This is a genomic window from Lachnoclostridium sp., assembly GCF_031997925.1.
Lineage (GTDB): Bacteria > Bacillota > Clostridia > Lachnospirales > Lachnospiraceae > Lachnoclostridium.
On sequence record NZ_DAMADT010000001.1, the window covers coordinates 32389 to 45074 of the forward strand.

Below are 12686 nucleotides of genomic sequence, written 5' to 3' on the forward strand. Positions count from 1 at the left end.
ACAAAAAAAAATGCACCCAAATCATATGCATTTATTGAAAAATTTCTTGAGAAATATGAGTAAAGATATATCTTCACAAATAGCATATAAAAAAATGAGGAAATGGCATAGCTGTAAGCTATGCCATTTCCTGAAAACAACTCTAATTAAAGTTCTCCCTTTAACTTAGGGATAACAGTATTATAGTAGAAATCCTTGACAGACTCCTTAGTTACACTGTAAATAGTAGGTTCATCATCAATCTGGACAGAAACGCCGGACTGACAATGGCCAAGACAAAACACGGACTTTAATTCAATCTGCGAGCCATAGCTGTCTTCTTCCATGAGTTGCTGTATTTCGGTTATTACGTTGTAGGAACCTTTTAAATGGCAGGCACTGCCAATACAAATGTTAATCAGCATAGGTGACCTCATTTCTGGAAGATTAATCTTCCTTTCGATAGGATACGTGTAGCAATTCGTGAGTACGGTGCTTTAATAGACCGTTGTACAAAGAGAGCATTAGAGGATTCTCTTCACATCTCTTAATCTGTGAAACCTTATCCGCTTTGTACATACCTGATGCACGGGCATTTTTTTCTTCCTTGTGACTAAATGGCTGACCAGCACCAGCTATACAACCACCAGGGCATGCCATTACTTCAACAAAGTCAAAATGTTCTTCCCCGCTTTCAATCTTTTCAATGAGAGCCTCTGCATTTGCTAAACCACTGACAACACCGATGCGGACAATCGAGTCCTCTTCCACCTGAAGTTCACAAACCTTTACTCCATCCATACCACGCAAACCTAAGAATTCAATATCTTTTAATGATTTTGGGCTCTTATCAGCGACAACACGGCGAACAGCAGCTTCTGTAACACCACCAGTCACACCGAAGATAACACCTGCACCAGAGTATAGTGAGAATGGCATATCTGGAGCTTCTGGATCAAGTTCTTCAAACTGGATACCGATTTCTTTAATCATCTTTACGAGTTCTATGGTTGTGATTACGTAGTCTACATCAGGGATGTTATTTCGTTTAAACTCATCTCGGGAAGCTTCATACTTCTTTGCGGTACATGGCATAATTGCTACAGAAACCGTTTCAACACCTTCTGTGGAATCAAGTCCCTTAAAGTGCTCTTTAATTACAGCGCCAAACATCTCCATTGGAGATTTGCAGGTTGAAATGTACGGAAGTAACTCTTTATGTTTCGTTTCTGCGTAGCGAATCCAGCCTGGGCAGCAAGAAGTAAAGAGTGGATATTTGTTGTCACCGGATTCAAGCTTCTTTAATAGCTCCTTCGATTCCTCCATAATAGTTAGGTCAGCTCCAACAGAGGTATCAAATATCGCATCAAATCCTAATCTTCGAAGTGCAGCCACAATTTTTCCAATGACATTTTCTCCGGCCTTCATATGGAACTCTTCTCCAAGAGCTACACGAACGGCAGGAGCAACTTGGACAACAACACGTTTCTTAGGGTTGTAGATAGCCTTCCAAACTTCCTTTAAGTCTGATTTTACAGTAATCGCAGCGGTTGGACAAACGGCAGCACATTGACCACAGTTTACACAATTGGTTTCTGCAATTTTTTTATTAAATGCAGGACTTACTATCATTTTAGCACCGCGGTGAGCAAAGTCAATAGCTCCTACATTCTGAATTTCGTTACACATTCTAACACAGTCTCCGCAGAGAATACATTTCCCTGGGTCACGAATAATGGAGGCGGAGGAAGTATCAAGTTCCATTTCTTCCGTCTTATTTTCAAAACGGACAGACTTAATTCCAAAGCGGTGAGCTAACTCTTGAAGGCGACATTTTCCGTTTTTGTCACAAACCGTACAGTCTCTGCAATGTGCAGCAAGTAGTAACTCTAATATCATCTTTCTATGTTGATGTAGCTTCGGAGTATTTGTTTTAACTTCCATCTTATCCTTTGGAGGAGTAGAGCAGGAGGCAATAATGCCACCCCATTGATCTTCTACTACACACATTCTGCAAGCACCATAGATGGATAAATCAGAATAGTAACAGAAAGTAGGAAGATCGATTCCTGCTTTACGAACTAAAGCAAGGATATTAGGCTCATCGTTAAATTCCACTCGGTTGCCATCAATAATCATATATTTTGCCATCGTTATTCTCCTTTCTCCTATTCCTCAATAATTGCTTTAAAGCTGCAGCTATCCTTACAAGCTCCACATTTGATACACTTCTTTGCATCGATACGATGTAGCTTCTTAACCTCACCGGATATTGCGGAGACTGGGCACAGTCTAGCACACTTCGTACATCCTTTACAAAGGTCAGGGACAATCTTTAAGGTTACTAATGCTTTACACTGACCGGCAGGACATTTTTTATCAACGACATGGGCAATGTATTCGTCTCTAAAGTACTTAATTGTTGAAACAACAGGAGATGCAGCTGTTTTACCAAGGCCGCAAAGTGCAGTAGCAGAGATGGTTTCGGCTAATTCTTCTAGTAGATCAATATGTTCGAGTGTACCTCTTCCCTCAACAATATCGGTTAAAAGTTCTAACATTCGTTTGGTACCTTCACGGCATGGTACACATTTTCCACAGGACTCGTTCTGGGTAAAGTTCATGAAGAATCTAGCGACTTCTACCATACAGCTCTTATCGTTCATAACAACAAGACCACCGGAACCTATCATTGCACCTACTTTTTTCAAGGAATCAAAGTCAAGTGGCATATCAAGATGGTCGTTATCAGCATTTAATACAAGACAACCTCCAGATGGACCACCAATTTGTACCGCTTTAAACTCACCACCCTTTACACCGCCGCCAATATCATAGATAACTTTACGAAGGGTAGTACCCATTGGTACTTCAATTAAGCCGGTATTCATTACATTACCTGTTAAGGCAAATGCTTTTGTTCCATGATTTTTCTCCAAACCATAGGTCTTATACCAGTCTGCACCTTTTAAGATGATCGATGGTACATTACAGAAGGTTTCTACGTTATTTAATACGGTAGGCTTCTCAAATAATCCCTTTTCTACCGTTCTAGGTGGCTTTACTCTAGGCATACCGCGGTTACCTTCGATGGATGCGGTTAAAGCAGATCCTTCTCCACAAACAAAGGCACCTGCTCCTTGGCTTATTTTTAATTCAAAGGAAAATCCAGAACCTAAGATATTATTACCAAGTAATCCTAAGCTAGTTGCTTGTTCGATTGCTGTTTCCAAACGATGTACCGCAAGTGGATACTCTGCACGAACATAGATATAACCATAATGTGCTTTTGTTGCAATACCTGCGATGATCATACCTTCTATCATTCGATGAGGATCACCCTCCATCATACTACGGTCCATGAAAGCACCTGGGTCACCTTCATCACCATTACAAACCACGTATTTGGTTTCTTCGGTTTGACGAAGCACCTGGGCCCATTTCCTTCCGGTTGGGAATCCACCGCCTCCGCGACCTCGTAGATAGGAATCGGAGATTTCATCTACAATAGATTCCGAGGACATATCAAAGAGAGCTTTTGCGACTGCTTGATACCCTCCCATGGCTATGTATTCGTTAATTGATTCTGCATTGATATGTCCGCAGTGTTCTAGGGCAACACGCGTTTGCTGCTTATAAAAAGGTATATCTTCTTGTTTTTTATAGGAATTACCATCGCTATCCTTATACAGAAGTCTTTCTACCAATTCATCGTTTAGAATACTTTGCTCTACGATCTCTTCACAATCTTCTACTTTCACCTTGATATAAAGAATTCCTGCAGGTTCGATACGAAGCAAAGGCCCCATCTCACAAAAACCATGGCATCCACTCTTTTTTAATCCTACAGCTTCATGAGGCTCATCTTTTAGGGATACGGAAACATTAAGCCCTCCCTCTTCGATAAGCTCTTTTAGTCTGGCATAGATATTTAAGGAACCACCAGCAACACAGCCAGTTCCACCACAGATAAGAATCTGTTTGTATTGGCTCTTAAGAGACTTTTGGTAGCGGACTTTTAACGCGTCCAATTCTTCTCGGTTTCTAATTAACATTGGAGAGCCTCCTCTCTTAACTGTTCAATGAGTGCTTTTGCTTTTTCTGGCGTCATTGCAGCATGAACGACATCATTTACCGTACATACTGGTGCTAAGCCGCATGCGCCAAGGCAGGATACTGTTTCCACGGTAAATATCATGTCATCTGTGGTTGGCTTCTTATCGGTAACGCCAAGAACTTTACGGAATTCCTCCAAAATAGGGATGGATTTTCTAACATGGCAGGCAGTTCCATCACAAACTTTTATTACGTATTTCCCTTTTGGCTCTAAGGAGAAGTTTTCATAAAAGGTTGCAACTCCATAGATTTTTGCTTCACTTAACTTTAGTTTTTCTGCTATGTAACAAAGTACTTCCTCCGGTAAATAACGATATACTTTCTGTACTTCTTGCATAATCGCTATTACATGTGACTTATTATAGTCATGGGCTGTGAGGATGTTATCAATGAGCCCTTTTTCGTCTTGCCCTAACATAAGGTAGCTCCTTTCGTAATCCATACTTTTTGAAAAGCGACAGCTTACTGTCGGTTAATTTCCAATAGGTGAATAAAAGATTGATAAAAATTTATCAACTAGAACATATATTATCATGGATTTTAAACAAATACAAGAAGAATTATGGAATTGAAAGTTCAAAATTAGCACTATAATTCGTACAATTGCACATTAAATGTTTAAAATTTACAAAAATACTTATAAATAATATGTAATATATAAATTTATATGAATTCTTATGTGATCCATATAATGATAAAAATATAACGAGCTTATTGAAAAACAAAGAGGCAAATGGTATGGTTATGAGAGCACATCGCTTCTCTAACGCATAATATTTGCCTCTTTTATTATATTATGATTACTTAATCTACTTTTATTGACCAATTAGTAAAGCATTATGGAAGCTAGCAAACTAGTGGCGATGCATCTGGATATTTAAATCCTGACAAGAATCTACCGTATCATAAATCTTACGATCATCTGCGGTACTTAGAAGTTTCGCACGATTTTGAGCTGCAAATCTTCCTGTTAAGATACTTCCAGGTCCGTTGATGCAACCACCTTCACAGCACATTCCTTCCATAAAATCCCCGGGGAATTTTCCGACTTTTAAAAGTGTGAGCGCTTTTTTACATTCCGCTGCTCCGTTGCAACCAGCTACTGTAATTGGAGCATCAATTCCTTTTTCCTTTAAGGCCTCCACTACAGAAGCAGTTACTCCACCAGCTACAGCAAAGTTCTTAGCAAAAATACTACCATGCTGTATGTTATCACTAATTGCCTCAAGGCTAATATCTTTCGCGCGTAGCATAGCGTATAATTCATCAAAGGTTAGAGCATAATCAGTTCCGCCTTCTGCGATATGATCGAGTACTTCGCCTTTCTTTGCAATACATGGACCAACAAAGACAGTGATGGCATCTTCATGAATAGCCTTGATGTATTTGGCAGTTGCCTGCATAGGTGAAATAGTACTGGAGATATGTTCAACTAAACTAGGATAATGTTTTTTAATCATCTTAACAAAGGCAGGACAGCATGAGGTTGTCTTTTTCATTCCTTCTTTATAGGCCTCTGCCCATTCTTCTGCTTCAGAAGCTGCAACTAAATCTGCTCCAAGAGCAACTTCGTATATACCGGTAAAACCTAACTGTTTTAATGCTTCTGTCATTACACCGGTAGAAGCAGTGGCACCAAACTGACCTTCAATAGCAGGTGCGACCATAGCATAAACAGGCTTATCTGTATTTAATAAGTTAATAACATCTACCATAAAGGAGCGGTCAGAGATGGCACCAAATGGACAGTTATTAATGCATTGTCCGCAATTGATACATTTTTCTTCATCAATGACTACAATATTGTTCTCATCCATAGAGATTGCATCAACCGGGCAGCTTTTCTTACATGGACGTTTTAAATCAGCGATTGCATTGTATGGACAGGCAGACGCACATTTTCCGCATTCTTTACATTTTGCTGGATCGATGTGAGCACGGTCGTGAGACATTGAGATCGCTTGAAAGTTACAAGCCTTTTGACAGCGTTTTCCCATACACTTCTGGCAATTGTCTGTTACAAGAAATCGTGTAATAGGACATTCTTCACATGCAGAGGAGATGACCTGTACGATGTTGCTGTTATCATGACTTAAGGATGGGGACTTTCCTTGCGCTAGACGAATTCTTTGGCGGATGATTTCACGTTCTTTATAGACACAGCATCTAAAATTAGCTTGTGGTCCTGGTATCATCTCAAAAGGAAGAATATCTTCCTTCTCTGCTAATTCTTTTTGAAATGCCAGCTTAGCAACCTCAAAGAGTACCTCGTGTTTTATGGTTCCGATGTCATTATCTGTTTGTAACATATGTAGTTCCTTACCTTTCCAGACCGATTTTCGCGGTCAAAACAATTTAATAGTACTTAACAATAGCTTCCTTTCCCATCTTATGAACGATATCAATAATCTGGGTAACTAGATTCATACGAATACTTAAGTCAAAAGGAAGACTAGGGTTTTGATGAGCTTCGTTCATGGTACGACCAACAAAAAGATGAAGCTCCGTGCATTCTTCGATTATTATTTTGGCAATTTTAGAACCGCCATTATCCTTATCTAACTCTAAGAAGAAGTCTTCATTTACTTCTTTTTCTACATATTCTCGCATAAGCTTTAGGGCACGTGTCAGTGTTAATACCCCTTCTGTAACTAAATCAATCCCGTCAATATATCCTATCGGAGGCATATTTGGATCGGTATAGTTTAAGGAAGTGTGTATCGGACGATCTAGTACACGAGCAACGATATTTGCTGAAGTACCGCCACTAACGATTCGTGTAGCAGTACCTTCTAAAAATGCATAAACCGCTGTGTTATCATCCACCGGATTTAATGGGGGGCCGGTGAATAAATGCACTGGTTTTGAGTCTATGACTCTGGCAACCGCAACTGTAGTATCATCGCCTGGTGATTGCATATACAAATCATCGCAGGCCTTACTAAGGATAGAAGCCAAACGTGATGCAGAGAGAGTTGAGTTTGTTGCCTGTACAGAGTACATTGCCATATTATTCCAGGTCCAGCCAAAATTTAAGGCTTTTCCAACGCCAGCATGAATTACTCCATCGCTCATTAGAATAAAACAATCATTTAAGGCAACCTCAAAACGGTATTCACGAATGCACTTACCCTCTATAATACGTTCTTTGTAAGGCACTGTCAATAGTGCACCATCACGAATAAATACGCATGCAGGGTTATCAAATTCTACTAAATAAGCATCTCCAGACTTGAAAATTTGAAGAATGCTAAATGTAGAATAAGCCACCTGTCTAACCTGACATACTGGTAAGGTCTTAACAATTGTTTGCACACAATCTTCAATCCCGGCACCATTTAAAAACATGGTTCCAAGAATTTTTGAAGTTAGAGTAGCGAGGATATTTGCTTTTACTCCGCTACCCATTCCATCCGCCAGTATGATTATATTTGAATCTTTGGTTTTTAAAATCTCAACTTTGTCTCCGCAGAGTTCTTCATTGTTCTTATTGAGGCTCTTATAAGAGACATCGATTGTTACACTCATCTTAACTCCAATTCCTGCGACTTGGCGCATTTTAACAGTACAATATTCTAAATATCACAAGGTTTCCCATCGTTAAGTATCGTATCCCGTAGTTTGGTTAGGGTAACTTTAGTTTCTGCTGTAGTTTCACCAAGTAATCCTGCAATTTCCTGTGCAACCTTCATCTGTTTATCAATAACTCGTTGTGCCATTTCAATGGTTTCCACCTTCACTTTATAAGCCTGTCGATCGAGTTCTTCTTGGTGTGATATATCATTAAAGATTCCAAGTACACAGTTTTGTTCTTTGGAATATACAATGGTCTGTAACGTTGCTAGATTTCTGTCTTCGTAGAGGACTCTCTTACCAATGATATTTTTTTGTGTCTCTAGTACTGTCTGAAAATTTCCGTGATCGATGAATTCATAGAGATACATTTCCTTTGCTACAGAGCGAGGAGTATTAAAATATTTTTCAGCAGCGGCAGAAAATTCCATGATTTTCATCTCTGCATCCACGATAATAATTATATTTGGAGTCGTATCAAGAACGAAGTTAGCCATGGATTGCGCTCGTTCGTGCATATATGGAATACACATATTAAGCTCTGCCTTCCCTTGGTAAACAGCAATTGCTTTATCACGGCAGGTAGCATAACCACAAGCACCACAGTTTAACATATCCTCAGGTTTTGTTTTTCCAATTTTCGATAGTATCTGCATAACCTCTTTTTCCCTTGGCACCGGATCCTTTGGGGATCGATCAAGAAAGAACTTGTCAAAATGAATTGGAGATTTCATAAAAAAATCTTCCTCATTAATTGGCGCCTTAGGAATGGATTCTTCCATATCAAGTTTCACTTTAAATCGTGAGATTCGGGTACGGTCTATCGCAGGACCTTTGATACAGCCACCATTACAGATATTTGCCTCGATAAAACAACCAGTTATTTCACCACGGTTCATACTTTCCAGTAAGTCAATGCAGTTATTGATACCATGAACATAAAATTTCCGATAATGGTCCGACGTATTTTTGGAAGCTACGACAGAGGAGAGAACACCGCTACTAATCGGATATAGGCGGTTTACAAGTGGATTTGGATTATCTGGAGGGGTATCTGGCTGTGTAAAGATATCAATTCCTTCCTCGGATAACCATTCTTCTAGCTCTTTAAAGTTAATGACAGCATCGACAATACCAATTGTTCTTGGGTCACTTTCTGCTTCTCTTTTTTTCGAGATGCAAGGACCAAGGAAAACAACCTTCACATTAGGGCCGTATTGTTCTCGTATAATTTTACCGTGAGCTATCATAGGAGATACAACCGGTGCTAAATATTTCGTTAGGGATGGATAGTAAATTTCTACGAGGTCATTCAGACTAGGACAGCAGGTAGTGATGATATTATCCATCTCCCCTGCTGCAATTAATTTATCATATTCCCTCGTGACATAAGCAGCACCTTCCGCAGTTTCTCTGACTGCGGTGAAACCTAACTTTAATAAAGCGCTGATTACCTGTCCAGGAGTGTTATATTTTAATACTCCCAGATAGGCAGGTGCAAGGGAAACGACCGTTTGGCATCCTTCTTTTAGATATCCTTTTACGCGTTCTAAATCACTGATTAAGGTTTTTGCATTCTGTGGACAAACTTCAAGACAGTGTCCACACAGGATGCATTTATCATTCATAATATAAGCCTGTGCATCCTTAACAGTGATGGCTTTCACATCACAGTTACGCACACACTTATAACAGTTTTTGCACTTTGCTTCTTTAAATCCAATCACATTCATTATGTAAGTCTCCTTAAAATCTCTCCGTGAAAGAAACTATCCGTATCCATTGGAGTCAGTGAAAATGGTTCACCATCTAGCTTCACACAAACGCCTTTTACGCATTGCCCCATACAAAACGCACCATTTAGTTCGACTTTACTTTTCAGTTTGTACTCCGAAATTAAGGTTTCCAGTCTCGTTATTATTTCTCTGGAGCCTTTTAAATGACAGGAGCTCCCTACACATATTGTAACTACCATACCGTACCTCCTTATAGCAATTGCTAAAAATTTAACAAAGATAAGGTTATTATAGCACTTCTCACTAAGGGATACAAGATTTCTTAAAAAGCTTAGCATGGTTTTTATTCCATGCTAAGTGATTGAATTGCAATGCATCCTGGTCCACCCTGCGTAGTAAAAGCTGGGCTTAATTTATAGATGATTACATCAGAATGAGGGAAAGCCGCCTTTAATAATTCACTAGCTGTATTAGCAAGCGATTCCGCAAGAGAATGGGAAACATAAAGTTTATGATGTTCTCCTACCTTATCTTCTTCCAGACTTTGAATTATTTCATGAATGGCTTTTTTAAAATTACGTTTTATTGTAAAGTTACATAGTTGCTTGCAATCCTTTGTTAAAGTCATAACAGGAACAAGATGAATTGTTTTGCCAACGAAAGCTGCAAAGTGACTTAATCTACCACCCCTTCTAAGATAATCAAAATCTTGTGGTATTAGGAAGGAACGAGAACTTGCAATCATCTTTTCTAATTTAGATACGATTTCTGATACTGTGTGATTATGATCTGCCAGACGTTTTGCATGCTCAACAAGCGTTCTATGTGGTCCACACAGTGTTTTTGAATTTAGCACAGTAATTCGTTCGCTGTTTTCGACCATGTCTTTCGCTAGTACAGCAGATTGATAAGTTCCTGATAATCCATCCGCCATCGTAATATTTAGAATCTCATCTTCTGGAAATCGATTATATAGGTCTACAACTCTGCCTATTGCAGGCTGTGAGGATAGAGGAATGTAACCTTGATGAATCAAGTCAACAAATTCCTCCGTTTGTATGTCATTAAACTCTTCATAGGTAGTGTCATTAATAGTTACTGCTAAAGGAGAAACATAGATTCCTTTTTCTTCTGCCTCACTTACGGAGTATAGAGTAGATGTGTCTGAAATTATTCTAATCATGATTTCCTTTCTATGCGATGGATTCATCCATACCTCATTCATTTATTCATGACAAGGAAAAGTTCGTGAAGAGTGCTTTTCAATGTATAAGTCTTGCTCAATTATATCGGAAAATGTCGAAATTTGAAAGAAGAGAATTTTATTATTTATAAAGATTTTAAAATTTAATAAATATTTTAAAACATTGCGAAATCGGTTATCTTATAAATGATAGATAAATGATAATAGAGACAATGAAAATCATTGTATTTTCCCTAATAAATCAGTGGAGAAATAATCCTGTTTTACCTTTTTTAAAGAAAAGTTGTTTAAATCCATTGAAAAATATACAAAATAAAGAAGTATTTTGCTACCCAGCTATTGAAATCGTGAGGGTTATCATACTATAATAGAGCTATCTTTGAAAAGAACATTTCAACCACTGAATCAAAGGAAAAGTCTTATGCTTAAGTCTTACAGGCAAATAAGACACGCTTTCTTAAAAACAAGATATTGGTTATTGCCAAAAAATAGAACAAGGGAGGTTTATTTTGATACCTCACTTGTTAAGAATAAAGAAAACGGAAATTGCAGGTAGCACAAGAGTCTAACCTTACATTTGTATAAACAGAGAAGTTGTTAAGCAGAATAAGGGGATATTAGTGGAGTGAAAAGAAAGAAAAAAGAATGGGATATAGGAAAGGAGAAATAGGGATGGAACTTGTACAAGTAAGAGAACTGTTTCGTAACAAGGAACAATATCTAGGAAAGAAAATAACAGTCGGTGGCTGGGTGCGTAGTGTTAGAGACACAAAGACCTTTGGCTTTATCGTAATGAGCGATGGCACCTTTTTTGAAACATTACAGATTGTTTATACAGACGAGCTAAGCAATTTCACAGAAATCTCTAAATTCAATGTAGGTTCTGCAGTTGTTGTAACTGGTACGCTTGTTGCTACTCCAGATGCAAAACAACCATTTGAAATTCAAGCAGAGGAGGTACTTTTAGAGGGAGCTTCTACTTCCGATTACCCACTTCAAAAGAAAAGACACTCCTTAGAATTCTTAAGAACAATGACACATCTTCGTCCAAGAACAAATACCTTCCAAGCGGTATTTCGTGTTCGTTCTTTAGTTGCTTATGCAATTCATAAGTTCTTCCAAGAGAGAGATTTCGTTTATGTTCATACACCATTAATCACTGGAAGTGACTGCGAGGGCGCTGGAGAGATGTTCCAGGTAACTACTCTTGATTTAAACAACATTCCAAAGACAAAAGAGGGTAATGTGGACTTTGATCAGGATTTCTTTAATAAGCCAACCAACTTAACGGTTAGTGGACAGTTAAATGGTGAGACTTATGCGATGGCATTTAAAAACATCTATACCTTCGGACCAACCTTCCGTGCAGAAAATTCGAATACTACAAGACATGCTGCAGAATTCTGGATGATCGAGCCTGAAATCGCATTTGCAGATTTAAAGGATGATATGATTTTAGCAGAGTCTATGCTTAAATATGTAATTAAATATGTACTAGAGCATGCACCAGAAGAGATGGACTTCTTTAACTCATTTGTAGATAAAGGTTTACTTGAGAGATTACAACACGTTGCTAGTTCAGATTTTGGACGTGTAACATATACTGAGGCAATTGAAATCTTAGAGAAGAATAACGATAAGTTTGAATACAAGGTTTCTTGGGGATGTGACTTACAGACAGAGCATGAGCGCTTTTTAACAGAACAGATATTTAAAAAGCCTGTTTTTGTTACTGACTATCCAAAGGAAATCAAAGCATTTTATATGAAATTAAATGAAGATAATAAAACAGTTGCAGCGATGGATCTTTTAGTTCCTGGCATCGGTGAAATTATCGGAGGAAGTCAGAGAGAGGATGATTATGATAAGTTAGTTGCAAAGATGAAGGAAAGCAACTTAAACGAAGATGATTATGATTTCTATCTTGACTTAAGAAAGTATGGCTCTGCAAGACACGCAGGATTTGGACTTGGTTTTGAGCGTTGTGTAATGTACCTAACAGGTATGGGTAACATTCGTGACGTTATTCCATTCCCAAGAACCGTTAATAACTGCGATTTATAAGAAATTGTACCACC

10 protein-coding genes are annotated in these 12686 nt (G+C 38.5%); 1 reads left to right on the forward strand and 9 read right to left on the reverse strand.

Annotated elements, in window-relative coordinates; genetic code table 11:
• Positions 1-146: 146 nt before the first annotated feature.
• From RTP52_RS00155 to RTP52_RS00195, 9 genes are all read right to left on the reverse strand, one after another.
• On the reverse strand, positions 147-404 hold the full coding sequence (locus tag RTP52_RS00155) for a (2Fe-2S) ferredoxin domain-containing protein (RefSeq protein WP_312101207.1): 258 nt from the start codon (positions 402-404) through the stop codon (positions 147-149).
• Positions 405-426: 22 nt separating this feature from the next.
• Positions 427-2130 (reverse strand): [FeFe] hydrogenase, group A, encoded by a 1704-nt coding sequence (locus RTP52_RS00160; RefSeq protein ID WP_312101210.1) that lies wholly within the window; start codon positions 2128-2130, stop codon positions 427-429.
• Positions 2131-2147: 17 nt separating this feature from the next.
• The gene (locus tag RTP52_RS00165) at positions 2148-4034 is read right to left on the reverse strand and encodes an NADH-quinone oxidoreductase subunit NuoF (RefSeq protein WP_312101213.1); all 1887 of its coding nucleotides are present in this window, start codon (positions 4032-4034) and stop codon (positions 2148-2150) included.
• Positions 4028-4513, reverse strand: coding sequence for an NADH-quinone oxidoreductase subunit NuoE family protein (locus RTP52_RS00170; protein ID WP_312101215.1), 486 nt, complete (start codon positions 4511-4513; stop codon positions 4028-4030). The genes RTP52_RS00165 and RTP52_RS00170 overlap by 7 nt, the downstream gene beginning before the upstream one ends.
• 436 nt (positions 4514-4949) lie before the next feature.
• Positions 4950-6404, reverse strand: a complete 1455-nt coding sequence (locus RTP52_RS00175; RefSeq protein ID WP_312101217.1) for a 4Fe-4S dicluster domain-containing protein — start codon at positions 6402-6404, stop codon at positions 4950-4952.
• 46 nt (positions 6405-6450) lie between these two features.
• On the reverse strand, positions 6451-7623 hold the full coding sequence (locus RTP52_RS00180; protein ID WP_312368496.1) for a SpoIIE family protein phosphatase: 1173 nt from the start codon (positions 7621-7623) through the stop codon (positions 6451-6453).
• A gap of 47 nt (positions 7624-7670) precedes the next feature.
• A complete protein-coding gene (locus tag RTP52_RS00185) occupies positions 7671-9401 on the reverse strand; it encodes a [Fe-Fe] hydrogenase large subunit C-terminal domain-containing protein (protein WP_312101968.1) in 1731 nt (576 codons plus the stop codon).
• Positions 9401-9643, reverse strand: coding sequence for a (2Fe-2S) ferredoxin domain-containing protein (locus RTP52_RS00190; RefSeq protein WP_312101971.1), 243 nt, complete (start codon positions 9641-9643; stop codon positions 9401-9403). Before RTP52_RS00190 ends, RTP52_RS00185 begins: the two co-directional genes overlap by 1 nt.
• Positions 9644-9747: 104 nt before the next feature.
• Positions 9748-10614, reverse strand: coding sequence for a DegV family protein (locus RTP52_RS00195; RefSeq protein WP_312101974.1), 867 nt, complete (start codon positions 10612-10614; stop codon positions 9748-9750).
• Between the two features lie 666 nt (positions 10615-11280).
• Here RTP52_RS00195 and asnS point away from each other — a divergent pair.
• Complete coding sequence (asnS, locus tag RTP52_RS00200) at positions 11281-12672, forward strand: asparagine--tRNA ligase (protein ID WP_312101977.1); 1392 nt, start codon at positions 11281-11283, stop codon at positions 12670-12672.
• Positions 12673-12686 lie beyond the last annotated feature (14 nt).